The following is a 24516-nucleotide window of genomic DNA, read 5'->3' on the forward strand; positions in this document are numbered from 1 at the left end:
CGCTGCAATCGGTTCATTCCACCAACGACAAGGGAGACATTTCAACAATGAAGCCACAGCATTCCGCGGTTCCCGCGCTCAAGGCGCTGGTTGCACTGACCACGGCCGGTCTGGCGTTCGGCGCCATGGTCGGCGTCGCCGAGGCCGCCGCCGGCGGCGTGACCTGGGAGGACATCCAGAACGACGACAAGACTCCGGCGGACGTGCTGACCTACGGCCTGGGCGTCAAGGCGCAGCGCTACAGCCCGCTCAAGCAGATCAACACCAAGACCGTGAGCGGGCTGGTGCCGGCCTGGTCCTTTTCCTTTGGCGGTGAAAAGCAGCGCGGCCAGGAAGGCCAGGCGCTGGTGCGCGATGGGGTGATCTACATCACCGCTTCCTATTCGCGTTTCTATGCCATCGACGCGCGCACGGGCAAGCAATTGTGGGCGTACGAGCATCGCCTGCCCAACGATATCCGTCCTTGTTGCGACGTGGTCAATCGTGGGGCTGCGATCTATGGCGACAAGGTTTTCTTTGGCACGCTTGACGCGTCGATCGTTGCCCTGGATCGCAAGACCGGCAAGGTAGCGTGGAAGGAGAAGTTCGGCGATCACAAGGTGGGATACACCATGACGGGCGCGCCGACCATCGTCAAGGACAAGCGCTCCGGTCGCGTCTTGCTGATACACGGTTCGTCGGGCGATGAGTTTGGCGTGGTCGGATGGCTCTTTGCGCGCGATCCCGACACCGGCAAGGAAGTCTGGGCACGCCCGATGGTGGAGGGACATATGGGCCGGCTGGACGGCAAAGACAGCACGGTCACCGGCGATCCCAAGGCGCCTTCGTGGCCGGCCGATCCCGAATCGCCGACCGGCAAGGTCGAGGCCTGGAACCATGGCGGCGGCGCACCGTGGCAAAGCGCCTCGTTCGACGCGGATACCAACACCATTGTGATCGGTGCGGGCAATCCGGCGCCGTGGAACACCTGGAAACGTACCGCAAAGGGTGACGACCCGCGCAATTGGGACAGCCTTTTTACCTCGGGCCAGGCCTATGTCGATGCGAGCACCGGAGAACTGAAGGGCTTCTACCAGCATACCCCCAACGATGCGTGGGACTTCTCGGGCAACAACTCAGTCATCCTGTTCGACTACAAGGACGTCAAGACCGGCAAGCTGATCAAAGCTTCCGCCCACGCAGACCGCAACGGCTTCTTCTTCGTCACCGACCGCGAGAAGCTGGCAACCGGTGCCGGCTATCCGAACAAGCCGACCGCGCTGATCGGTGCCTGGCCTTTCGTCGACGGTATCACCTGGGCCTCGGGCTATGACCTGAAGACCGGCAAGCCAATCGAGAAGAACAATCGCCCCCCGCTGCCGAAGGATGGCGAAGACAAGGGCCAGAGCATCTTTGTATCGCCGCCTTTCCTTGGCGGCACCAACTGGCACCCGATGTCCTACAGCCCGGATACCGGCTTGTTCTACATCCCGGCCAACCACTGGGCGATGGACTACTGGACCGAGCACCTGACCTACAAGCCGGGCTCGGCCTATCTCGGGCAGGGTTTCCGTATCAAGCGCCTGTTCGATGATCACGTAGGCATCCTGCGCGCGATCGATCCCAAGACTGGCAAGATCGCATGGGAACACAAGGAGAAGTTCCCGCTGTGGGCCGGCACGATGACCACCGCGGGCGGCCTGGTCTTTACGGGCACTTCGGACGGCTATATGAAGGCCTTTGACACCAAGACCGGAAAGGAACTGTGGAGCTTCCAGACGGGCTCGGGCGTGGTCTCGGTGCCGATCACCTGGGAGATGGATGGCGAGCAGTATATCGGCGTGCAGTCGGGCTACGGCGGCGCGGTACCGCTGTGGGGCGGTGACATGGCCGAGCTGACCAAGCAGGTGACGCAGGGCGGCTCGATGTGGGTGTTCAAGCTGCCGAAGACGGTCGCACGCCTGTAAGGGGGCGAGACGGGGCGGCCGCTTCGGCAGCCCCGTTTGTCATGGGACATTTTTGATTTCTCATCCTCCCGGGGAGCCTTTCATGCGATTCCCATCGTCCCACGCGATGCTCGCGATAACGGCGGCCGCCTGGCTCGCTGCGCCGCTCGCGCGGGCGCAGCCACAAGAGATCACACCGCTTGTCGTCAACGGCTGCGGGATCTGGCCACACGCGCGTTGCCGGGGCGCCGACCTGCGGCACGCCGATCTTTCCGGCAAGAATCTGGCTGGCGCAGACCTGCGCGGTGCCAGGATGGCGCGCGCCGATCTGCGCGCTGCCAACCTGGCCGGCGCCATCCTCGACGGCGCTGACTTGACAGGCGCACGCATGAACAAGGTCAACGCGCCGGCAGCGTCGTTCCGCCATGCCAGGCTGGTAGGCGCCGACCTTGAATTCGGCCGCATCATGCGAGCGGACTTCAGCGGTGCGGACCTGACGGCCGCCAATCTGGAAGCGGCCCGCGCACAGTTTGCCTGGTTCGTCGGCGCGCGCCTGGTGGATGCCAATTTGCAGGAGGCCAAGTTCGTCACCGTGAACTTCAGGGACGCCACGCTGGAGGGCGCCTTGATTCGCTACACCATCTTCCCGGACAGCTTCTTCGAAGGCTGCCGTGGTTGCCCGACCGATTGGTGAACCCCGATGACATCGACAACACGGATTGCTCCGTTGCGGAGGTACAAGGCCATGCCGTTCGCGGACATTGCACTCTGGCTGGCGCTAGCCACGTTGGCGCTCTTCCTGTTCGTGCTGACAACCGGGCGCGCCTTCGCCGAGGTCGCGCATGCTCCCGCGGTAGATACGTCGGGCTTGCAGGCGCTCGGTCCCGAATGGCTTGCTGAAAATCCCTACCGAGGCAATGCGCGCGCCGTAGAAGTCGGTCGCACGGTGTTCAACCAGTCCTGTGCGCAGTGCCATGGCCCGGATGCCACCGGTGGAGGAAGCGCGCCTGATTTGCGCAGGCTCGACGGCTATTGCCGGGCAATCGGCGATCGCAAACTGCGCCACGATTGCATGCTCGACAACGATGCCTTCTTCAAGGAATCGGTGTTGCACGGCAAGGTCCGGGTCGGCGTCGTGCATATGCCGCCGTGGGAAGGATTGCTGCCGCAGGAGGTGGTGTGGGCGGTGCAGGTCTTCATCGAATCGCAGCGCGGAAAATGAGCGCCATCCGGACAACAATGACAGGAGGATTCGATGCAACTCGCACGGAAGTATGCGTTGGTCCAGATTGTTCTGCATTGGGCAGGCGCACTGCTGATGTTCTCTTTGCTTTCGCTCGGCTACATCATGACCAGCCTGCCGCGCGGTGCCGCTGGAAAGGCAGAACTGGTGAACTTGCACAAATCGCTGGGGCTGACGGCAGCGCTCCTGATCGCGTGGCGAGTGGTTGAGCGGGTCCGTCGGGCTGTGCCAGCGTACGACGAGAGCCTGCACGGGTGGGAAGCGGCGCTGGCGGGCGTCACGCATCGGCTGCTCTATGTGTGCATGCTGGTCATGCCGATCTCGGGATACCTGGGTTCGTCATTCAACAAATACGGTACTCGCTTCTGGGGGCTGCCACTGCCGCGCTGGGGTTGGGTCGACGAGTCGATTCGCGACATCTTCTACACGATTCACGGCACGACGTCGTTCCTGTTGCTTGGACTCGTCTTGTTGCATGTGGCGGCGGTCGCAAAGCATCAGTGGCTCGATCGGCAACGTTGCATGCAGAGGATGTTGCCAGGGGGGAATGAATGATGGATGGCGAAAGCCATCTGAGTCGGGGGGGTGTTTCGCTGGCGTAGCCGGCGGGGCTTCTCGTTGGGGGTGGGTTATCGCTCTTCGCTGGCGCCGCTGTTTCGCCGGCGTAGCCGGCGAGTCACTTTTGTCCGAGCGACAAAAGTAACCAAAAGCGCGTTTTGGTTGCCCCAAAGGGGCGAATTTTTATCGTAGTGTGCCAAGGGTGTTGTACGGGTATGGGCTTCAGAGTCCGTCACGCTGCCTGCCGCGTGGGGCACGACCGTGGTCAGAATTACAACGCTGATTGAACGAGCCCTGCAAACGTCTGTGGCCCCTACTGCGAGCGATATCATGTGATCGCCTTCGGCTGCGCTACGCGCAGAGCTCAAGTCTGAGCACACAGGCCCAAGGCGAACCACGCCTCGGTGACCATGCCCGCGCATGGCATGCCGAAGTCGAGAAAGGACCTTGGACGAACCTAGGCGCCAGCGACGTTGATGAGATCGCACCCAGACGACGACGTGCGCGCAGCGCAGCCGAAGGCGTCCCACCCCTGACCGTGTTGAAACGCTGTACCCGAGTCCGTCTTGGGGATCGTCCAAAAGCCGTGCCGCGCGAGGCACAGGTTCTGACTCACATGGCGTAGCAGGGTCGAACGGCTGACCACCATCGCTGGCGTCCAAAGCCGTTTGAACCCCTGCCGCCGTGGAATTGATGGCCAGCGGCAACGACGCGCTTTTCTGCCTACTCTTTTGTCGCTCGGACAAAAGAGTAGGTCGCCGGCTACGCCGGCGAAACAGCGGCACCAGCCAAGAACGACACCCCGTTCCCAACCCCAAAACCCCCGCCGGCCAAGCCGGCGAAACCGCGGCGCCAGCCAAGAACGACACCCCAATCCCAACCCCAAAACCCCCGCCGGCTACGCCGGCAAAACCGCGGCGCCAGCCAAGAACGACACCCCAACCCCAACCACAAAACCCACCCCCTCATCCCCCCCCACTACTCAGCCACAGTGAATTGCCATCACTGCGAAACACCATCGGCTGCGACGCCGCCAGCCTGCCTTGCAGCACGATCTCCCTGACCTTGCCATGCTCGCCGGAACGCTCGCACACCGGATCCGTCGCGGCGGCGTCGCCGGTCAGCAGGAGAGCCTGGCAGCGGCAGCCGCCGTGGTCCTCCTCCCGGTGGTCACATGAGCGGCAGGGCTCCTGCATCCACGCGGTGCCACGAAAGCGGCGGAACGCCTCGCTGTCGCACCAGATCTCACGCAGTCCTTGCGTCGTGACGTTCGGCAAAGCCAGGCCGGGCAGCATGCGCGCCGCGTGGCACGGCAGCGCAGTCCCGTCCGGCGCCACGCCCAGGAAGGTCGTGCCCCAGCCATTCATGCACTTCTTGGGCTTGCCTTCGAAGTAGTCGGGCACCACGAACAGGATCTGGCACTGCTTGCCGATGCGCGCGCGGTATCGCCTGACGACGTCTTCGGCCTCAAGCAATTGCTCCTGCGTCGGCATCAGCGCCAGACGGTTGTGCCATGCCCATCCGTAATACTGCGTGTTGGCCAGCTCCAGGTACTCGGCGCCCATCTGCAACGCCATTTCGATGATGGTGCCGACATGGGGCAGGTTGTGCCGGTGCAGCACGCAATTCATCACCATCGGGTAGTCGTGCGCCTTGATGAGCTTCGCCACGCGCTGCTTGAGGTCGAAGGTGCGGGTGCTGGACAGGAAATCGTTGAGTTCCCGGGTGGAGTCCTGGAATGAGAGTTGAATATGGTCAAGGCCCGCCTCGCGCAGCGCAGCGAGCCGGGCATCGGTCAGGCCAACGCCGGAGGTAATGAGGTTCGTATAGAAACCAAGCCCGTGCGCATGCCGCACCAGCGCTTCCAGATCCTTGCGCAACAGCGGCTCGCCGCCGGACAGTCCGAGCTGTACCGCACCCAGCGCGCGGGCTTGCGTGAATACATCGCACCATTGCGCGGTGTCGAGTTCAGCCGTGTGCCGGGCATAGTCCACCGGGTTGGAGCAGAACGCGCAGTGCAGCGGGCAGCGGTAGGTCAGCTCGGCCAGCAGCCACAGCGGCGGGCCTGGCTGTTCGGCGGCACGGGGCTCAGACCAGCCAGCCGCGTTCGGTCGCATGTTTGACAAAGGCGTGTACCTCAGGGGCGATGCCCTGCACGCCGAATGCGGCCTGCAGGTCGTCAATCACCATGTCCAGCGTATGGCTGCCATCGCAGCGCTGCAGGATGGCGGCAGCGCTGTCGTTAAGGGTCACCATGCCTTCGGGGTAGAGCAGCACCCAGCTCTGCTGGGCCTCTTCCCACTGCAGGCGGAAGGTCCGGTGCAGGACCGGACGGGCGAGGTCTGGCGGATCGGTCGTCATGGGTTGGCTAGCTGGATGGCATCGAGCATCGACCACAGCACGTCGAGCTTGAATTGCAGGATATCGGCGGCGCGCTGCTGTTGCTCCGGCGTGCGGAAGTAGTCCAGCGTCACGCGCAGGCCGTGTTCGACATCGCGCTGCGCGAGCGGGATGCGCGAGCGGAAGTAATCGAGACCGGCGGGCTCGATCCACGGGTAATGCGTGGGCCAGCCTGCGAGCCGCTCCTTGTGGATCTCCGGCGCAAACATCTCGGTGAGCGAAGAACACACCGCTTCCTGCCACGGCGCGCGCCGCGCGAAGTTGACATAGGCGTCGACGGCGAAGCGCACGCCTGGCAGCACGTGCCGATGGTCGAGCAATGCCTCGCGCTCGAGTCCTGTGGCCTCGCCAAGGCGCAGCCAGGCTTCGATGCCACCGGGCTGGGTATCGGTGCCGTCGTGGTCGAGAATGCGTACTACCCACTCGCGGCGCGTGTCGCGGTCGGGGCAGTTGGCCAGGATGGCGGCGTCCTTCAGCGGGATATTGGCTTGATAGTAGAAGCGATTGGCGACCCAGGCGCGAATCTGCCCGGGCGAACACAGTCCGGCCGCCATGCGTTGGTTGAACGGGTGATGAATGTGGTAGCCCGTTTCTTTTGCTCGCAGCCGGGCTTCGAATTCCGCAGGGCTCGATGCGGTGGAATATGTCATAGCGCGATCTCCATGCCGTCGTACGCCAGCTCGATGCCGTGCCGCGCCAGCACGGCGCGCTCCGGCGAGTCTTCCACCAGCACGGGATTGGTATTGTTGATGTGGATAAGGATCTTGCGGCTCGCGGGCAGCCGGGCGAGGATCTCGATCATGCCGCCGGGGCCCGACAGCGGCAGGTGGCCCATATCGGCGGCGGTCTTGGCGGAGAAGCCGAGCGACTGCATCTCGTCCTCACGCCAGAACGTGCCGTCGACCAGCACGATGTCCGCGCTGCGCAGCTCGGCGAAGACATGGTCGTCGATGCTGCCCAACCCCGGCGCATAGAACGCGCGACGCCCGCTTTGGCGGTCTTCGATACGCAAGCCGATGTTGTCGCCGACGCGCGGCGCGTGGCGCCCGGGCGAATAGGGCGGCGCCTTGCTTTGCAATGGCACTGCGGTGAGCATGACACCGTCCAGCGGCGGCACGGAAAACGACGTGCCGTCGCAGGGCAGGGTATGCGTCTCCAGACCGCAGTAGTGCGACAGCATGCGGGTGAGCGGGAACGCGTGGCTCAGGTCGTCGAGCACCGCGGCCGTGGCAAACAGCGGTAACGCCTGGCGATGCTCGCGCAGCATCAGCAGCCCGGTGACATGGTCGATCTGCGCATCCATCAACAACACCGCGGCGATTGCGGTATCGCGTGGCGTGCGTGCCGGCTGCAGCGCGGGCGTCTGGCGCAGTTGCTGCAGGATATCGGGCGATGCGTTGACCAGGATCGAATCCGGCCCGTCGCTGGTCAGGGCGATCGATGACTGCGTGCGCGGCGTGGCGCGTACGGTGCCGCGGCGCACGCCATCGCAGTTGTGGCAGTTGCAGTTCCACTGCGGAAAGCCGCCGCCGGCGGCCGATCCGAGTACGCGAATAGTTGTCATGGCGTGAGCGAGTCGGGGTGGCTCATCACGGCACGGGGCGGGCGTGCGGCCCGGCATGCCGGACCGCACGCAGGCACGCCGCCGCGTGCAGCAGGCTTCAGCGGTTGGCGATGTACATCGTGATCTCGAAGCCCAGCCGCAACTCGGTATAAGCAGGCGTGGTCCAGGTCATGTCTCTCTCCTTGGTTGGCATCGTTAGTGACGTTCGTCTTGGCGCGGCAGACTGGCTGCCGCGTCCACCAAAGGCAACATCCATGCCCAGAGTGATTTCAGCTTATGTCTGCGTCGAACCGCGTATGCCGGATGCTCGTTACGTGCGTGAGCGGCCCCACGGTTGGGGGGGCATGGCTGGCGGGGAATGGCGGTGTGGCCCACGCCTTTGCGCCGCGCGGCGGCGGGCGATGCATGCTGCGATGCATCAGGCCGCACAGTGAGCGTTTACCGCATGCAAGCAGTTGCCTGCTCGCTGTGTCATCACTGCTTTAGCGTGGGACACCTGTTCAGAAATGGGACACTACTGTCTCGCGGCGATCGGGATCAGCCCGGAGGTTGCGACAGCCCGCGCGCCTCTTCCATCTTCCGATAGACCGTATTGCGCGAAATCCCCAGCGCCTTGGCCGCCGCCGAGATATTGCCGTGGTGCGCATTCACCGCGGCGACGATGGCAAGCGCTTCGACCTCTGACAGCCGTGTGGGTTGCGCGGCCGCCTGCCCGACAGATAAGGCCGCGGATGCCGGCACCGCCTGGGCCACCGGCGTCACTGCCTGCTCCTGTCGTTCGCGCAGGTCGTCCAGGAAGTCGTCGGGCAGGTGGTCTTCGGTGATCTCGGCTTCGCCTTCCGCCATCAGGCGCGCCGTGCGCAGCAGGTTGCCGAGCTGGCGCATATTGCCCGGCCAGTGATAGCGCCGGAACATTTCCATCACGGCGTCGCTGATGCGGGGTGGCTCACCGCCGGCATGGCCCTGATCCTGGCGCAGCAGCTTGCCCGCTACCACGTCGAGGTCGCTGCGTTCGCGCAGCGCCGGCAGCCGCACCACGAGCCCGTTCAGGCGGTAGTACAAGTCTTCGCGGAACTGGCCGCTGGCGACCATCTCGCGCAGGTTACGGTTGGTGGCGCACACCACCAGGACATCCACCTGGATCACCTTGCTGCTGCCCAGCGGCTGGACAGCGCGCTCCTGCAGCGCGCGCAACAGCCGCCCCTGAAGATGCAGCGGCATGTCGCCGATCTCGTCCAGAAACAGCGTGCCGCCGTTGGCCAGCAGCATCTTGCCGATGCCGCCTTTCTTGCGCGCGCCGGTGAAGGCGCCTTCCTCGTAACCGAACAGTTCCGACTCGATCAGGTTCTCGGGGATTGACGCGCAGTTCACCGCGATAAAGGGGCCAGCATGGCGCGGGCTGTCCGCATGGATCGCGCGTGCCATGAGTTCCTTGCCCGTGCCGGTTTCGCCGAGCACCATGACCGGGATGTCCTTGCCGATGACCTTGCGCAGCTTTCCGATCACGGTTCGGACCTGCGCGTCGCCAGTGTCCAGATCAGCCAGCCCTTCAGGCCGGGCGGAGGCAGCGCAGAGGCGCCGCGGTGCCGCGACGGCCTCCGGTGTGCTCGTGGACATTGCCGTGGCTGGCATCGAGGCCGGATTGGCTTTCCATTCCATGCGTGCGCTGACCTTGACGCCGCTCGGCATCTGCAACTGCACGATACCGGCCGGCGCGCCGCGCACGGCATCGAAGAACAGGGACAACGGCATCCCGAACAGCGAAGAGAAAGTATGCGCCTGCAGCGCCTTGTTGGTCAGGCCCAGCTGGAAATGTCCGCTGCGGTTAGACGACAGGAAGCGCCCGCCCGGCGTGAACGAGACGATGCCTTCCACCAGCGTGCCCAGGAACTCCGCGCGTGAATGAAAGTGGATGCATACCATGTCGCGGAACGCGTTGCCGAACAACTGGTTTTCGATCATCTGCGCCGACATGCGCACCAGCGCCATGGTGTGCTTGTGGAAACCCCGCTGGTCGCCCGTCACATCGAGCGCTCCGACTGTCTTGCCGTAGGCGTCGAGGATGGTCATGCACGAGCAGGTCAGGAACTGGTTGGCCTGCAGGAAGTGGTCAGCACCGTGGACCAGCGTGGCGCGGTTCTCGGCCAGCGCGGTGCCAATGGCGTTGGTGCCGCGGCTCTCTTCCGACCAGTCCGCGCCCGCGCGCAGCGCCACCTTGTCGGCACGCGCGAGGAAATCGTCGTCACCCAGCGAGTGCAGGATCAGGCCGTCGGCGTCGGTCAGGATCACCATGCTCTGCGTGTTCACGATCTGGTCGTAGAGCGTCTCCATCACCGGCAGCGCGTAGGTGAAGAGCGACTGGCTGCGTTCGATGCGGGTCTTCAGCTCGCTTTGGAGCACCGGGCAGAAGTCCGGCGACTCGTACGGGCGGAGGCCATAGGAGGCGGAACGCTGATGGGCCTGCGCGATGAGTTCGGCTCGCTCGGGCGGGGCAGCCCCGTCGCCCGTCTCTCCGGAGATGGCAGGGCGAGTGGGCTCCGCTGGGATGGTCATGTCTGGGTCTCCTATGGTCATCGCCCGCGATCTGTTGCGCGGGTCGCAGCCGGCCTTCATCGCCGTAGCCGGGCGGGTGGTCGACAGTGTTGCGCCATGAAGCAAAACGCTTGCCAGAGTGTGGCATTCCGGGACACCGACGCGGCGATGGTGCGCCGCACACACGGATGCGTGCGCCGGAAAGCCTGATGCAACGCCGTGCAGCGCCTGTTGCGGCGCGCTGGTATGTCTCTTGCGGAAATGATGGCAAACAAAAATCCCATCCACAACTGTAGGAGACACTCATGAGAACGCAGCGCCGCCTGCTTGCCTTGTTTTCGCTCTGCGCCATGCTTAGCGCTGTCCCGCCCGGGACAGTCTGGGCCCACGGCGATGTCACGCCGCAAGTCGTCGACACCAAATCCTTGCCGCAACTGGGGGACGAATGGCGTCCGGACAACCCCTATCGCGCCGGCGCCGAGCAAAAGGAGGCCCAGCGTATCGGCAGTTCGGCCTACAACCAGAACTGCGCGCGCTGCCACGGCCTGGAAGCGGTGTCTGGCGGCATCGCCCCCGACCTGCGCCAGCTCGATGGCGATTGCGTGTCGCTGGGCGATGCCAAGAAGAAGCAGGCCTGCATGACCGAGATCTCGCAATACTTCACCACCACCGTACGCAAGGGCCGCACCCGCGACGGGCGTGTCTATATGCCGCCGTTCGATGGCGTGCTGAGCCAGGAAGCCGTGTGGGCAATCAAGACCTATCTGGAATCGCGGCACGAGTGAGGCAGCATCGAGCGGGCGGCCTCGCTGGGAAGGCCGCCACGCCTTACTTCAACAGCTTGCTGAAATCCCGATCCAGCCGGGCCAGTGACGCATCGATCGTGCCGCGCGTTGTCTTGATCCACGCGTCCTGTTGTGCAATTTTCTGGTCTTCCTCTTTCAGCATGCGTGCCATCTCCGCGGGTTGCGGTCCGCCGCTCGTGACGCGATGGTTGACGATGGCCACCGGATCCAGCGCCGCGCGAAATTCGGCCTCGCTCATCGGGAAATCCGCGTTGCTGCTGTAGCTGCGTACCGCCTCGGCATAGATGCGCCGCGCCTCGGCGTAGGGAAATGCGCTCGGGCGGATGTCATGCGCCTTCGCGTACTCGACCAGCTCCGACGCGAAATGATGGCCGACGCGGAACGGCAGCTTGTACTTGCGCATCAGTTCATCGGCCAGTTCCTGCGATGCGGTCCAGTCGCTGTCCAGTTCCTCCAGCGCGCGCTTCGGATCGATGACGAGGGCTTGCATGATCTTGTCCCAGCCCTGCAGTACGCGGATCGCGCTGTCGACCATCTCGCCGTTGACGACGGCATCCTTGGCGTCGGACATGCCGGGCGGCAGGTTGTGTGCCCGCATGACGGGTCCCATCGCCAGTGTCAGCGCGGTCGACGCGCGTTCCCGTGTGGAATTCAGCAGTCCGGGGTTCTGCTTCTGTGGCATCGCGCTCGATACATAGGTATTGCCGCCGCCTTCGCGCAGGAGAATCCACGGACGCGGCTGGGCATACTGGGTCATCACATCTTCGATGAAGCTTCCGGCGTGCAGGCCGATGCTGGTCACGATCGACGCCACCTCGACCGGCAGATCGACGGCGCTGATCTGCGACGCGTCATAGGCGTTGTCGACGAGTGCGGAGAAGCCGAGGTAACTCGCCATCCTCGTACGATTCAGCGGCCAGCCGGTGCCATTGAGCACGGTCGTGCCCATCGGCGAGCGGTCGATGCGGCGATAGGCTTCACGGAGCCGCTCGGCATCGCGGTCGAGTCCGGCGGTAATGCCGAGCAGGTAATGCCCGTAGCTGTTCGGCTGCGCGGCTACGCCATTGGTGTAGTTGGGCACGACGGTGCCGGCATGCTGCCTGGCCAGTCCGACGATGGTCGCGGAGGTCTTGTTCAGCTGGTCGGCCAGCGCCAGGACCTTGTCGCGCAGCATCGCCGCGCGGACCGTGGCCAGCATGTCCTGGCTGGAACGGCCGGCGTGGAGCAGGGTGACCTCCTGGCCTGCGGCCTGGATCATCAGCGGCTCGAACGTAATGACGGTCGACGGACGTTTGCCGCCTGGCTTGTCGCCGTTGGCGAGCACGGTGGCAATGCCTCCGGCAACCTTCGGCGCCAGCGACTTGTCGAGCAGGCCTTCGTCGGTGTTGATGACGGCGGATGCCTTGTTGATCTCGCCGAGCCAGTAGAAGGCGTCGTGGTGGACGCCCTCCGCGGCGAAAGCCGGACAGGGTGCTACCGAGGCGGCAACCAGGACGAGGGCGGACGATCTGAGGAGGCGCGAGGTATTGCGCTTCCACCGCGTGAGGGGCATGGCATCTCCTGTATCTGGGGGACGTTTATTGTCGGCAATGTTCGCGCATCATTGCGCGTTCGTCGACCGGTCCAGCCAGGATTGTTGCCGGATGCCCATTCGGGCCGATGGATTGACGCTTCTCTGCTACCTCCCGAGTCAGTGCATGTATGCCTTCGCTTCCCCGTCGATCTGTTTGCGCAAGTTCGCGAAACGTTCCTGCACCCTGGCGCCGAACAGCGGATCGGCAATGGCCGAATCGGCGGCAGCAATCTCTGCCCAGTCCGCTTCGGTCAGCAACTGAGCCGCACGCGGCATGACCAGTCCCTCTTCAGTCGAAAGGTGGTTGCGATAGTAGACAAGGTACATGGCTGCCGCAGCTTCCAAAGCGGCTCGCGACGTAACGATCTCGCTCTCTGCTTCGCGCAGACGGCTGAGCAGTTCTTCGCCCACCGTGGCAATCACGCGATGCTCCTGCAGCAGTCGGCTGAGGATAATCTGCATGCCTGGATCGCGCTCGACGAGCAGGGCATAGGCGACATCTTCGCGCGGGTGGTGCAACAGATCGCCGTAGTTCCGCATGTAATAGATGATCGTGCCCATCAAGCCGTAGTTTGGCTCCTCTCCCCGGTGAAAGGCAGTGACCTGCTGTTCCAGCAGGTTGAGCAGGCTGGCGAAATGGATATGGTCGGTATGCCAGACGGCGAGTGGGTTGGCCATGGTCCCCTCCTGGGAAGCTCGTCAAGTTGGTGGTCGAATCCGCTGCTCGGGTTCGCGAGGCCCGTGTGCACACGATAGTCGTCGGCCACCAATTGGAACTGATCCAGATCAATAGAACGGTTCACGCATAGTGGTCAGACGCGTGCCAACGCCCACCCGGCGATTGTTCGTGATTTTGGAAAGACCATTCTGGATTCCGTGTAATTGTTTACTTATGGGTGTCACATTGCTGACGCAGTATCTGGCGGGCCGAAACGGTAGTGCCGTCGCGGGCTTGAGAGCCGCTAACGCCACCGTGAGGAACAACCGCAAAAAACAGATACTGGAATCGACAGTGAACAAACATCTCTTCGCCGTGGCAGCCGCAGCTTGCGCCGTGTCCGGTGCCGCCTTCGCCCAATCGTCGTCCAGCGTGACGCTGTACGGCATTGCCGATGCCGGCATCAGTTTTCAGAACCACGTCAACGGTGGTGCCAATGGCAGTGGCTCGGTCACGGGCGTGACGTCCGGCGGCCTCTCTGGCTCGCGCTGGGGCCTGCGCGGCGCCGAGGACCTTGGCGGCAATCTGAAGGGCATCTTCGTGCTGGAAAGCGGGTTCGACATCGACACCGGCAAATCGGCCCAGGGCGGCCGGCTGTTCGGCCGGCAAGCCTATGTCGGCCTGCAGGGCGACTTCGGTGCCGTCACGCTGGGCCGTCAGCAGAACTCGCTCTATGACCTGTTCGGTGCTTACGACCCGATGGGGGCCGGGCCCGTCTACTCGCTGAATTCCGTTGATAACCAGTTCAATGGCCGCGCCGACAACGCCATCAAGTACACCGGCAAGTTTGGCGGCCTGACGGCAACCGGCTTCTACAGCTTCGGGCGCGATGTCAACGCCGGTCTTGGCGGTGAAGTCCCTGGCCAATTCAAGGTCGGCACCAATTTCGGCGGTGGCCTGGCCTACGCGAACGGCCCGTTCTCGGTGGGCGCCGCCTATGACCAGTACCAGGGCAGCACCATCGCCACGTCGGACCTCAGCGCCCGGCGTGCGGCAATCGGTGCGTCGTATGCGTTCGGTGATGCCAAGGCGTTCGCCGGCTACCGCTGGATGCGCGACGAAGTCACCACCGGTACTGCGCGCCACGACAACCTGTACTGGCTGGGCGCGCTCTACAAGTTCACCCCGGCCTTCACGCTGACCGGCGCGGCGTACTACACCGACGCCCGGACGGACAGCAAGGATTCGTGGATGTTCGTGCTGAATGCCGACTATGCGTTCTCCAAGCGCACGGACGCGTATGTGCTGCTGGGCTACGTCACGAACAAGGGTAATGCGACGTATGGCGTGACGGGGACCCCCAATACCCTGCCGGGCCAAAACCAGACCGGTGCAATGGTGGGCGTGCGTCACCGCTTCTGATTCGCCTCAGCACGAGAACTGGCTCGCCGCCAGGCAGCCAGGACAGTTCATATCGACCTTGACGTGTCACTGAGTCAGGGATTTTCAGGCCGGCAGTTATGCCGGCCTTTTTTGTCATGGTCGCGAGGGCCGGCGGAACATGATCTTTGCGCAGTCGAAACATTTGTAATCGTCTGTTAATGCGGTGCGCCCGCAGCCTGATTGGGCCGGGGAAGCGTCCTTTCCCTTTGATACGATCGCGCTCTTTCCGCAACGCGCCCCGTCCCCGTGAATCGCCGCTATGTATCGTTGTTTCGTGAGTCTTGCGCACGGGGGCTCGTCCACATCCAGCCGCTGGCCAGAGCCGGCATCGCGGTAGCCAGTCGCGCGCTGGGGGGCGCGCTGCGCCGCCTTCGCCGGCCGACGCGGCGCGGCATCCTCCTGGCGCTCGCCGCTGTGCCCGCGCTGTTCCTGCTTTACGCGCTTGCACTCGTGCCTTTCACCCCGAGCATCGGCGACATCCGCAAGGCTCGCATCGATCGTCCCGCGCTGATCGTGTCGGCCGATGGCAAGGTCATTGACGAGTTCAAGCCGGTCAACCGCGAATGGGTGCCGCTAGGGCAGATCTCGCCATACATGGTGGATGCATTGATCGCCACCGAAGACCGCCGCTTCTACGAGCACCACGGCATCGACGGGTTGCGGATCGCGTCAGCGGCGCTGCATACGTTCTCCGGTGACCGACAGGGCGGTTCGACCATCACGCAGCAACTCGCGCGCAACCTGTATCCCGACGAAATCGGCCGCGCACCGACGCTTGCGCGCAAACTCAGGGAAGCGATCACGGCGCTCAAGATCGAGGCCGTATACAGCAAGGCGCAGATCCTTGAGACATACCTGAACAATGTGCCCTTCCTGTACAACGCCTACGGCGTGGAAATGGCCGCGCGTACCTACTTTGGCAAATCCGCCCGCCAACTCGACATACTCGAAAGCGCGACACTCGTCGGCATGCTGAAGGCCAACAGCACCTACAACCCCGTGCTCAATCCCGAGCGTGCCTTGCAGCGGCGGAACACGGTGCTCGGGCAGATGAACAAGTACGGGACGCTCAAGCCCAGTGCCTACTCGTGGCTCAGACGGCAACCGCTCAATGTCAATTTCCAGTTGCAGACCGCGTCACGAAGCGCGGCACCGCATTTTTCCGCGCAGCTGCGCCGGTGGCTGAGCGCGTGGGCAGATCGCAACGGCTACAACCTCTACGCCGATGGTCTCGTGGTGCGCACGACCCTGGACTCGCGCCTGCAGGCCATGGCGGTGCAGGCGATGGCCTGGCAGGCGAACCAGCTGCAATGGGTCGCGAACGGGGCATGGAACGAATACACGGGTTGCCGGGCGGGCAACGAGCTGTTCCGGACGTTCATGCGGCAAACGTCTGAGTATCGCGCGGCACGCGATGCCGGCGAATCGGACCCGGCCGTGCTCAGGAAGCTCGGTGCGAACCCGAACTTCGTGCGCGCCCTTTGCCGCAGCAAGACGCAGGTGCAGGCGGGCTTCGTCGCGATCGATCCGCGTAACGGCGATATCAAGGCATGGGTGGGCAGCCGCGATTTCAGCGACGCGCCATTCGATCACGTGCTGCAGGCCCGGCGCCAGCCGGGTTCAACCTTCAAGCCGTTCGTCTACGGGGCGGCGTTCGCGGACGGTGCGCGCCCGAGTGACACGCTTTGGGACCGGAACGTTGCCATCCCAACGGCCGGGCAGGTGACCTGGCGGCCTACCGACGCCGAACCGCCGACCGACCAACCGATGACGCTGCGCGACGCGCTGGTGTATTCGCGCAATCGCGTGACCGCCCAGCTCATGCTGAAGGAAGGACCCGAGAAGGTCGCGCGGCTCGCGCGTGCAATGGGCGTTCGCGACAGTGCGCTGGAGGCGGTACCGTCGCTCGCGCTCGGTACCAGCCCGGTCACGCTCAAGGAAATGGTCTCGGCGTACAGCACGATCGCGAACCGCGGCGTTTATCTAGAACCGCGCATGGTGACTCGCATCGAGGACCACGACGGCAAGGTACTCGCTCAGTTTGCCAGCGCGGCGCCCGAACAGGCCCTGCCGGCTGGCGCGGCGCAAACGCTTGTCGATGTGATGCACGACGCAGTGGTTCGTGGCACCGGTGCGGCGATCCGGACGCGCTTCGGCGTCCGCGCGGACGTGGCCGGCAAGACCGGCACGACGCAGGACAACGCGGATGGCTGGTTCATCCTGATGCATCCGCAACTGGTGGCCGGCGCGTGGGTGGGATTTGACGACGGACGCGTGACGCTCGGCGACTACTGGGGGCAGGGTGCGCGCAGCGCGCTGCCGATGGTGGGCGCGTTCTACGATATGGCGCTACGGGGGCGAGTCATCGATCCCGATGCGCGATTCAACCCTGAGAGCCGGCCGCCGCGGAAGGCCCGTCCGCCACGGCATCACCGCTTCCTGTTCTGGAACTTCTGATGCCGTGGCTGGCGGCGAGCACTATCGCCGGCGTGCCCGTCGCGTTGCTCAGTCGTCGTGGCGATGCTTTTTCTGGCCCTTGTGCTTGCCGCGATTGCCGTGATCGTGGTCATCGGCATAGTTGTTGCGCGACACGTTGCCGCCCAGCGCCGAACCCGCTGCGCCACCGGCCGCGGCACCGACGATGCCGCCGGTTCGGCCGCCCAGCGCGTTGCCGGCCGCTGCACCCGCACCGCCGCCCAGCGCGCCACCGACGATGGCACCGGTGCGTTCCTTCTTGTTCGACGTGACCGCGCCGCCGGCGCCGCCACCCAGCGCACCGCCGATCACGGAACCCGTGCTGCCGCCCAGCGCACCGCCGACGGCTGCGCCCGCGGCACCGCCCAGGCCCCCGCCTACCGCGTTCTTCAGGTCATCGGCCAGCGCCGGCGTGGTGGCTGCGGCAAGCAGGAGTGTCAGGCACAGGGTACGAAGTGGTTGTCGAGTCATGTTTTTTCTCAATTCAGGAATGGTTGGCGTCTGGCCAGTGCGCGAGTTTACACGGTGCGCCGAGGCAATCCCTCTGTTCGGCAGGCCGCGGCTGGCCATCCTCTCCCCAATCGTGGCCTGTAGAATCGGCGACCACGCAACCCTGGAACGACCTGCATGGACTCTCACGCTCCGGATCGCGGCGCGCTGATGCCGCTGGCCTATCACGCAACGGTGGTCGATTACCTGCGCCAGCACGAGCCAGAGGTCTGGCGCTGGGCCAACGCGCGCGCGACCGGCGCCGACCACCGCGAGGCATTGCGCGCGATGCTGCTGCGCGACACTTACCGCATCGAGGCGGACGCCCACGCCGATGTACACGCGGTGCTGGCACTGGCGATGGCGCGGCTTGGCATCGACGCACCCGCGACGCTCTACCAGTCCCCGGGCCAGGACATGAATGCGTCGCTGTTCTATGTGCCCGGCGAGATCCACATCGTCCTGCAGGGGCCGCTGCTGGAACGGCTGGCTCCGCCGGAGTTGCTGGCCGTGTTCGGCCACGAGCTCGCGCACTACCTGCTGTGGTCGTGCGACGAGGGCCAGTTCCTGGTGGCCGACCGCATCCTGAACGACGCGCTGGCGGCGCCCGGTGTCAGCGCGAGCCATCGGGAAACCTGGCGCCGCTATGCCTTGCACACCGAGCTGTTCGCGGATCGCGGTGGCGCCGTGGCTGCGGGGGCGGTGGCCCCGGCCGTGTCGACACTGGTGAAGGTGCAGACCGGCATGGGCAGCGTGGACGCGGCCGCCTACCTGCGCCAGGCGGCCGAGATCGAATCCGGCGAGGCAGGCGCGAGTGCCGCCCACAGCCATCCCGAGACGTTCATCCGAGCCCGCGCGCTGGCGTTGTGGTGGGAAGGCGAGAGCCATCTCGATACATGGATTGAATCGCGCCTGCACGGCCCCTTGTCGCTGGAGAAGCTCGACCTGCCGGGGCAGGTCCGGCTGCAGGCGCTGACGCGCGGCTTTCTTGCGCACTTCCTTGCCGGCACGCCGCTGGCAGGCGACGCGGTGCTCGCACAGGTGCGGATGATGTTCCCCGACTGGCGCGACGACGAGCCGGCAATCGGCCCCGAGGGCCTGGGCCCGGACGTGGCTGATGACAGCGTGCGCGGCTACCTCAACGCGCTGATGATGGACCTGTCGCTTGCCGACCCCGACCAGCAGGACGCAGCGCTCCTGCGCGCGGGTCACGTGGCACAAGCGCTCGGCAGCCTGGAGGCGTTTCAAGGCAACCTGCGCCGCGACGCCGGCTTTGGCAAGCGCGAGCTGGACCGATACCAGCGCCAACTCAACCGCCAACTGGCCAGGGAGGGCCAGTCATGACCGATAGCACCACCCACGCCACGAACACGATTCCGGAAGCAACCGGCGGCAACGATCCGCGTACGCTACGGGCCCTGATCGATGCACAGGCGGGCGCGGCGCTGGCGACCGACGACGTGCTGGTGCTCGTATTGCCGCTGTTCTCACAGGTCGCCGCGCTGCACGCGCGGGGCAGGGTGGCGGCCCTCGATCCCGACAGCATCCTCGTGGACGAGGAAGGCGCGCTGCGCCTGCGCCGGCCAGACGGCGAGACGCCGGCGATGGACATCGGTGCGATCCATCGCGTGCAGCCACATCCGACCTCGGCCCTGAACATCGTCGGCGCGCTGCGGCTCGGCCACGCCGATAGCGGGCAGCGCGACCAGGCCGACCTGGCACTGCAACTGGATCTGGCGGCGCCCATCGAACGCCCGGTCTTCCTGCCCGGACCGGCTAGCTGGGAAACGCTGATCGGCCACCACGACGAAATCGGCGACGTCTTCCTGCTCGGCATGGCGCTCGCGAGCCTGGCGTGCGGCCTGGACTTCACCGACGAGGACGACCTGCGCAGCTTCGTGGCACATCGCCGCAACCTGTTCCTGCTGCATGAACGGCTGCATCCGATCGTCGCCGCGGTGATTGTCGAGATGACCGAGATCAATCGCCACGACAGGGCCACCGATGTCGCCGCGCTGGCAACCCGGCTGCGCACCTGGCGCGACCAGCCGGCGGCCCTGGATGTGGAACGCGCGCTGGCGGGCACTGCCGGCGCCACGCCGCGCCGTGCCGCCGTGCTCACGCACCTGCGCGACCGCCTGTTCGACCTGTCGCGGCGCAACCGCCTGCTGCATTTCCGGCCGACCGCGGCCAGCGTCAACCTGACCGTGGCCAGCGTGCCCCTGATGCTGCAGATCGAAAGCGTGCGGCCCGAACACATCTGCACCTGGGGCGGCCCATTCGCCGCGGACCTGGTGGCGGGCAAGCCGGTGTCGCTGCAGCACTGGCTGCGCTTTGACGACCAGCCCTACCTGCCGGCATCGCTCGACCGCCTGATCGCCGAAACCCGCCGCGACCGCGCCGAATACGGCTTCAGCAACCTGCGGCTGGTGGTGGCGTTCCTGCGCTGGCACAACCTGAAAGAGGCGCCGGACGAGCGCATCGTGACGCCGCTGCTGTGGCTGCCGGTGGAACTGGTCAAGCGCAAGGGGGTGCGAGACCAGTATGTGATCCAGAGCGCGGGCGGCGAGGCCGAGTTCAACCCCGTGTTGCGCCACTACCTGAACCAGCTTTACGGCATCCAGTTGGATGAGACCGTCGATCTCGGCAAGACCTCGCTCGAAGAGATCCATGCCGGCATCCTCGCGCAGATTCGGCAATCGGAACCTTCGGTGGAGTTGCGCCTCGTCGACAAGGCGGCGGTGCGGCTCGTGCGGCAGAAGGCGCTGCAGCGCATGCAGCAGTTCCAGCGCCGCAAGCCAGGCACGGCTGTCGCGCGCACCGGTGGCTGGCTGCCGCCGTACAGCTATGCGCAGGACGATTACCGGCCGCTGGGGCGCGCGCTGTTCGAGCATTGGGTGAGGCCGAGCGCGCTGCCACAACGTTTCGAGGCCGGCGCTGCCCCGAGTGCCGGCCCGCGCCAGCCGCAGATGAGTGGCACAGCCACGGCGGAGAGCGAAGAGCGCCAGGGCTACGTGCTTGAGGAGTCCGAGGGCCACCGCTATGCCTGGGACCTGGACCTGACGCAGGTGACGCTGGCGAATTTCAACTACCGCAAGATGTCGCTGGTACGCGACTACGCGCAGTTGCTCGACGAGCCCGGCGCCAATCCGGCGTTCGATCGCGTCTTCTCGATCGACCCGCGCGACGTGGAGACGGACGCTCCCGCGCCACTTGCACCGTCCGAGCAGTGGAATGTGGTGGCGGCCGACGCCACGCAGAACGCGGCGGTCGGCCTGGCACGCAGCGCGCGCAGCTTCATCATCCAGGGGCCGCCGGGCACGGGCAAGTCGCAGACCATCACGAACCTGATCGCCGACTACGCCGGACGTGGCAAGCGCGTGCTGTTCGTCTGCGAGAAGCGCGCCGCGCTAGACGTGGTGTTTCACCGGCTCAGGCAAAGCGGCCTCGACTCGCTGTGTTGCCTGATCCACGACTCGCAGGCCGACAAGAAGGCCTTTATTGCCGACCTGCGCGCGTGTTACGAGCAGTGGATCGCGCAGCCGCACGACGGCGATGCCCTGGCGGCGCGCCGCGCGCAGGTGGCGGATGCGCTGAGTGCGCACCAGCAGCGCATCGATGCGTTCGAGTCGGCGATGGCTGCCGTGCCCGAGGCGCTGGGCGACAGTGTGCGGGCGCTGCTGCGCCGGGTGGCGGCACTGCCCGCCGCGCCTGATACCGGGCCGGCCATGCGCGAGCGCCTGCCGGCGCTGGCCGCATGGGACCGGCAGCGTGATCTCGCGCACCGTGTGCATCGCGCCATGCGCGAGCGCTTTGGCCTGAACAGCCTGGCCGCGCATCCGTTCGCGCGCTTGTCCCCGCCATTGCTCGCAGACGAGCGCGCGTATGGTCGCGCCGAGCAGCTTTGCAGCGACGTCGAGGCGTTGTTCGACGCGCTCGATCCGCTGCTGGACAGCACTGCGAGCCTGACTGGCCAGGACACCGCGCTGGAGCAGGCGCGCACGATCTCCGCCGACAGCCAGTGGCTGCTCGATACAGGCCTCGCTGCACACCTGGACCTGCTGGATCCGGCCTCGCCGGCACAGGCCGCTCTGCGCGAGATTCGCGCGGAACTGGGGCGGCGCACGCAGGCACTCGCCGATGCGCAAGCTGCAACAGCGAATTGGCAAGACAAGCTGAGCCCCGGCGATACCGAGTCTGCGCTCGCGCTCGCGCGGCGACTGGAGCCGTCGTTCGCGCGCTGGCTGCAGCCCGCATGGTGGCGACTGCGCGGCGAACTGAAGCGCCGCTACGATTTCGGCAAGCACGCCGTTCATCCGGGCTTCGGCAAGGTGCTCGAAGCGCTGGCGGCCGAGCATGCCGCGCATGCTGCGCTGGCGGCGGCCGATGCCGACAGCCGCCGGCGCTACGGCGTGAGCGAGATGCAGGCCTTCCTGCGCGCGCTGGGTGAACTCGAACAGCGCCTGCAGTCGGCCACAGGTCCGCGCGAACTGGTCGCGCATCTGCGCCAGGCCGTCGATCCGATCGCAGTCGCGCGTGCCGAGGCCGGTGCGCGTGAAGCGCTGGAAAAGCTCGCACAGCGCGTGCGCGACGGGTTGGTGCTGCACGGCGACGCGCGTCTTGGCGACATCGCCGAACTGCTGCGCGACCTGCGCGAAGCGCTGGACGAGTTGCCGGACCTGTTGCCACTGCTGCGCGCCGTGCACGCCGGCGATCCCGCCTGCGCTGCCACGCTGCAGTGGCTCGATCACGAGCCCGCCCAGCTGGAAGCGTTGGTGGCCGACGAGGCGCTGCGTCGCCTGACGCGCGAAAGCCCGTTGCTCGCGCGCTTCGGCGGCGCTGCGCTGGCGCAGGCCGCGCGCGCTGTGGCGCAGGGTCAGCGCGAACTGCTCGCGCTGAATGCGCAGGTCGTGCGCGCCAATCGCCATCAGCAGTTTGCCGAGCATGTGCGCACCTCCTCGTTGTCGGCCACGATGCTGGACGCCGACGGCAAGGCGTTCAAGAAGCAATTCGCCACGGGCCGCCGGGAACTGGAGCACGAGTTCGGCAAGAGCATGCGCCACCGCTCGATCCGCGATCTTGCCGACGACGAGACCGGCATCGTCATCAACGACCTGAAGCCGATCTGGCTGATGAGCCCGTTGTCGGTGTCCGACACGCTGCCGCTGTCGCCGGACCTGTTCGACGTCGTGATCTTCGATGAGGCGAGCCAGATTCCGACCGAGGAGGCCGTGCCCGCGCTGAGCCGCGCGCGCCAGGTGGTGGTGGTCGGCGACGAGATGCAGTTGCCGCCGACGAACTTCTTTACGGCCGGCGGCGCGGACGGCGACGACGAGATCGTCGTGGAAGAGGAGGGCGAGCGCATCGCGATCAACCTGGATTCCGACAGCCTGCTGAACCAGGCCGCGCGCAACCTGCCCGCCACGCTGCTGGCGTGGCACTACCGCAGCCGCCACGAGTCGCTCATCAGCTTTTCCAATGCGGCGTTCTACGACGGGCGTCTCGTCACCATTCCTGACCGTGTGCTGGAAACGGCCGAGCACGACGCACCGCCGCTCCGGTCGGACCAGGACGATGCGGGCGTTGCCGGTGCGGACGCATTGCTGGCGCGCCCGGTCAGCTTCCATCGACTGGCCGATGGTGTCTATGCGGAGCGCCGCAATGCGCCCGAGGCCGTCTACATCGCCCGGACCGTGCGCGAGATGCTCCGTCGCGAGACGGGCCTGAGCCTCGGTATCGTGGCGTTCTCCGAGGCGCAGCAGGGTGCCATCGAATCCGCGCTTGAAGCATTGGCTGCCGAGGACGCGGACTTCGCGATGCGTCTCGAGCGCGAATACGTGCGCGAGGACGACGACCAGTTCAACGGGCTCTTCGTGAAGAACCTGGAGAATGTGCAGGGCGACGAGCGCGACGTGATCATCCTGAGCATCTGTTATGCGCCGGGACCGGACGGCAAGATGCTGATGAATTTCGGGCCGATCAACCAGCGTGGCGGCGAGAAGCGCCTGAATGTGATTTTCAGCCGTGCACGCCACCGCATGGCGGTGGTATCGACGATCCAGGCCGAGGCGATCACCAACGTGCACAACGATGGCGCGGCCGCGCTGCGCGCATTCCTGCAGTTCGCGCAGGCCAGTGCACGCGGCGAGTTCGAGCGCGCGCAGTCGGTGCTAGGCGCGCTGAACCCCGGCGCGCGCGATGCCTTCACGCGCGCTGCGACGCCCGACAGCATCCGCGATGCGCTGGCCGAGGCATTGCGTGGGCGCGGCCATCAGGTGCACGTGAACGTCGGCCGGTCACAGTTCCGCTGCGACCTGGCTATTGCCGAGCCATCGGGACAGGGCTATGCGTTGGCCATCCTGCTCGACACGCCAACTGAAGCGGTGCCGGACACCGCCGAACGCTATGTGTTTCGCCCCGGGATCCTGCGCAACTTCGGCTGGCGCGTACTGGACATCCCGGGCAAGGACTGGCTCGACGACCGGCATGCTGTGCTGGCCCGCATCGAAGCCATGCTGGCCGACGGCGAGGATCGTGCGCTGGATGTGTTGACGGAAACCACGGTGCCGCTAGCCAGGCCGGTTGCGGTGCAGAGCGAGGCTTCCACGGATGCGGCAACAGCCGCGGCGGCTCAGGCAGAGTTCGCGCAGATGCTGCGCTTTGAACAAGGCACGTCACGCAAATTCTGGCGCGCGAGCGTAAGCGGCGCAGAACTCTCCGTCACCTACGGCCGCATCGGCAGTGCCGGACAGACCAGCGTCAAGGTGTTCGATGACCCCGACCGGGCCCGGCGCGAAATGGACAAGCTGGTAGCGGAGAAACTACGCAAGGGCTACGTGGAAGAGTAGCC

The 24516-nt window shown here is 65.6% G+C and carries 18 protein-coding genes; 9 read left to right on the forward strand and 9 right to left on the reverse strand.

From position 1 onward, the window contains the following. Positions 1 to 47 precede the first annotated feature (47 nt). The 4 genes from KHO41_RS12680 (at position 48) to KHO41_RS12695 (ending at position 3723) form a co-directional block, all read left to right on the forward strand. Positions 48 to 1946, forward strand: coding sequence for a methanol/ethanol family PQQ-dependent dehydrogenase (locus tag KHO41_RS12680; protein WP_211953628.1), 1899 nt, complete (start codon positions 48 to 50; stop codon positions 1944 to 1946). Positions 1947 to 2028: 82 nt separating this feature from the next. Beyond that, positions 2029 to 2619: a pentapeptide repeat-containing protein gene (locus KHO41_RS12685; protein WP_211953629.1), complete on the forward strand. Its 591-nt coding sequence runs from the start codon at positions 2029 to 2031 to the stop codon at positions 2617 to 2619. 51 nt (positions 2620 to 2670) lie between these two features. Further along, positions 2671 to 3147 (forward strand): cytochrome c-550 PedF, encoded by a 477-nt coding sequence (pedF, locus tag KHO41_RS12690; protein WP_211953630.1) that lies wholly within the window; start codon positions 2671 to 2673, stop codon positions 3145 to 3147. 33 nt (positions 3148 to 3180) lie between these two features. Continuing rightward, positions 3181 to 3723, forward strand: a complete 543-nt coding sequence (locus KHO41_RS12695) for a cytochrome b (protein ID WP_211953631.1) — start codon at positions 3181 to 3183, stop codon at positions 3721 to 3723. Positions 3724 to 4691: 968 nt separating this feature from the next. On the opposite strand, the gene pqqE is transcribed toward KHO41_RS12695, so the two are convergent. From pqqE to KHO41_RS12725, 6 genes are all read right to left on the reverse strand, one after another. Next, on the reverse strand, positions 4692 to 5843 hold the full coding sequence (gene pqqE, locus KHO41_RS12700; RefSeq protein WP_211953668.1) for a pyrroloquinoline quinone biosynthesis protein PqqE: 1152 nt from the start codon (positions 5841 to 5843) through the stop codon (positions 4692 to 4694). Then, positions 5815 to 6087 (reverse strand): pyrroloquinoline quinone biosynthesis peptide chaperone PqqD, encoded by a 273-nt coding sequence (gene pqqD, locus KHO41_RS12705; protein ID WP_211953632.1) that lies wholly within the window; start codon positions 6085 to 6087, stop codon positions 5815 to 5817. Before pqqD ends, pqqE begins: the two co-directional genes overlap by 29 nt. Continuing rightward, entirely contained in the window at positions 6084 to 6776 is a 693-nt protein-coding gene (gene pqqC / locus KHO41_RS12710) for a pyrroloquinoline-quinone synthase PqqC (RefSeq protein ID WP_211953633.1), read from the reverse strand. Before pqqC ends, pqqD begins: the two co-directional genes overlap by 4 nt. Beyond that, positions 6773 to 7690 (reverse strand): pyrroloquinoline quinone biosynthesis protein PqqB, encoded by a 918-nt coding sequence (gene pqqB, locus KHO41_RS12715; protein WP_211953634.1) that lies wholly within the window; start codon positions 7688 to 7690, stop codon positions 6773 to 6775. Before pqqB ends, pqqC begins: the two co-directional genes overlap by 4 nt. A gap of 97 nt (positions 7691 to 7787) precedes the next feature. Further along, on the reverse strand, positions 7788 to 7862 hold the full coding sequence (gene pqqA / locus KHO41_RS12720) for a pyrroloquinoline quinone precursor peptide PqqA (protein WP_012355514.1): 75 nt from the start codon (positions 7860 to 7862) through the stop codon (positions 7788 to 7790). 365 nt (positions 7863 to 8227) lie between these two features. Continuing rightward, complete coding sequence (locus KHO41_RS12725; protein WP_211953635.1) at positions 8228 to 10243, reverse strand: sigma-54-dependent Fis family transcriptional regulator; 2016 nt, start codon at positions 10241 to 10243, stop codon at positions 8228 to 8230. Between the two features lie 284 nt (positions 10244 to 10527). Here KHO41_RS12725 and pedF (KHO41_RS12730) point away from each other — a divergent pair, with 284 nt between their 5' ends. Further along, a complete protein-coding gene (gene pedF / locus KHO41_RS12730) occupies positions 10528 to 11007 on the forward strand; it encodes a cytochrome c-550 PedF (RefSeq protein WP_211953636.1) in 480 nt (159 codons plus the stop codon). Between the two features lie 43 nt (positions 11008 to 11050). Here the strand turns inward: pedF (KHO41_RS12730) and KHO41_RS12735 are convergent, their stop codons facing one another. Both KHO41_RS12735 and KHO41_RS12740 read right to left on the reverse strand, forming a co-directional pair. Beyond that, a complete protein-coding gene (locus tag KHO41_RS12735) occupies positions 11051 to 12580 on the reverse strand; it encodes an argininosuccinate lyase (RefSeq protein ID WP_211953637.1) in 1530 nt (509 codons plus the stop codon). A gap of 138 nt (positions 12581 to 12718) precedes the next feature. After that, the gene (locus tag KHO41_RS12740; protein ID WP_211953638.1) at positions 12719 to 13279 is read right to left on the reverse strand and encodes a hemerythrin domain-containing protein; all 561 of its coding nucleotides are present in this window, start codon (positions 13277 to 13279) and stop codon (positions 12719 to 12721) included. Between the two features lie 334 nt (positions 13280 to 13613). Between KHO41_RS12740 and KHO41_RS12745 the strand changes: the two genes are divergently transcribed. Further along, positions 13614 to 14681 carry a porin gene (locus KHO41_RS12745; protein WP_211953639.1) on the forward strand — a complete coding sequence of 356 codons (1068 nt, stop codon included), beginning with the start codon at positions 13614 to 13616 and terminating at the stop codon, positions 14679 to 14681. Between the two features lie 267 nt (positions 14682 to 14948). Beyond that, positions 14949 to 17159, forward strand: a complete 2211-nt coding sequence (locus tag KHO41_RS12750) for a penicillin-binding protein 1A (RefSeq protein ID WP_211953640.1) — start codon at positions 14949 to 14951, stop codon at positions 17157 to 17159. Between the two features lie 48 nt (positions 17160 to 17207). On the opposite strand, the gene KHO41_RS12755 is transcribed toward KHO41_RS12750, so the two are convergent. Next, positions 17208 to 17648, reverse strand: a complete 441-nt coding sequence (locus tag KHO41_RS12755; protein WP_211953641.1) for a hypothetical protein — start codon at positions 17646 to 17648, stop codon at positions 17208 to 17210. 156 nt (positions 17649 to 17804) lie between these two features. Here KHO41_RS12755 and KHO41_RS12760 point away from each other — a divergent pair, with 156 nt between their 5' ends. Next, entirely contained in the window at positions 17805 to 19010 is a 1206-nt protein-coding gene (locus KHO41_RS12760) for a M48 family metalloprotease (protein WP_211953642.1), read from the forward strand. Further along, positions 19007 to 24514: an AAA domain-containing protein gene (locus KHO41_RS12765; RefSeq protein WP_211953643.1), complete on the forward strand. Its 5508-nt coding sequence runs from the start codon at positions 19007 to 19009 to the stop codon at positions 24512 to 24514. The genes KHO41_RS12760 and KHO41_RS12765 overlap by 4 nt, the downstream gene beginning before the upstream one ends. The last annotated feature ends 2 nt before the right edge of the window (positions 24515 to 24516 follow it).

Origin of the sequence: Cupriavidus numazuensis (assembly GCF_905397435.1) — a bacterium.
GTDB lineage: Bacteria > Pseudomonadota > Gammaproteobacteria > Burkholderiales > Burkholderiaceae > Cupriavidus > Cupriavidus numazuensis.

Excerpts from the sequence above, each read along its gene's own strand:
- pqqE (WP_211953668.1), bottom strand. The coding sequence starts at position 5,843 with ATGCGACCGAACGCGGCTGGCTGGTCTGAGCCCCGTGCCGCCGAACAG.
- pedF (WP_211953636.1), top strand. The coding sequence starts at position 10,528 with ATGAGAACGCAGCGCCGCCTGCTTGCCTTGTTTTCGCTCTGCGCCATG.
- KHO41_RS12725 (WP_211953635.1), bottom strand. The coding sequence starts at position 10,243 with ATGACCATCCCAGCGGAGCCCACTCGCCCTGCCATCTCCGGAGAGACG.
- KHO41_RS12765 (WP_211953643.1), top strand. The coding sequence starts at position 19,007 with ATGACCGATAGCACCACCCACGCCACGAACACGATTCCGGAAGCAACC.
- KHO41_RS12695 (WP_211953631.1), top strand. The coding sequence starts at position 3,181 with ATGCAACTCGCACGGAAGTATGCGTTGGTCCAGATTGTTCTGCATTGG.
- KHO41_RS12685 (WP_211953629.1), top strand. The coding sequence starts at position 2,029 with ATGCGATTCCCATCGTCCCACGCGATGCTCGCGATAACGGCGGCCGCC.
- KHO41_RS12680 (WP_211953628.1), top strand. The coding sequence starts at position 48 with ATGAAGCCACAGCATTCCGCGGTTCCCGCGCTCAAGGCGCTGGTTGCA.
- pqqC (WP_211953633.1), bottom strand. The coding sequence starts at position 6,776 with ATGACATATTCCACCGCATCGAGCCCTGCGGAATTCGAAGCCCGGCTG.
- pqqD (WP_211953632.1), bottom strand. The coding sequence starts at position 6,087 with ATGACGACCGATCCGCCAGACCTCGCCCGTCCGGTCCTGCACCGGACC.
- KHO41_RS12740 (WP_211953638.1), bottom strand. The coding sequence starts at position 13,279 with ATGGCCAACCCACTCGCCGTCTGGCATACCGACCATATCCATTTCGCC.
- KHO41_RS12760 (WP_211953642.1), top strand. The coding sequence starts at position 17,805 with ATGGACTCTCACGCTCCGGATCGCGGCGCGCTGATGCCGCTGGCCTAT.
- KHO41_RS12755 (WP_211953641.1), bottom strand. The coding sequence starts at position 17,648 with ATGACTCGACAACCACTTCGTACCCTGTGCCTGACACTCCTGCTTGCC.
- KHO41_RS12735 (WP_211953637.1), bottom strand. The coding sequence starts at position 12,580 with ATGCCCCTCACGCGGTGGAAGCGCAATACCTCGCGCCTCCTCAGATCG.
- pqqB (WP_211953634.1), bottom strand. The coding sequence starts at position 7,690 with ATGACAACTATTCGCGTACTCGGATCGGCCGCCGGCGGCGGCTTTCCG.
- pedF (WP_211953630.1), top strand. The coding sequence starts at position 2,671 with ATGCCGTTCGCGGACATTGCACTCTGGCTGGCGCTAGCCACGTTGGCG.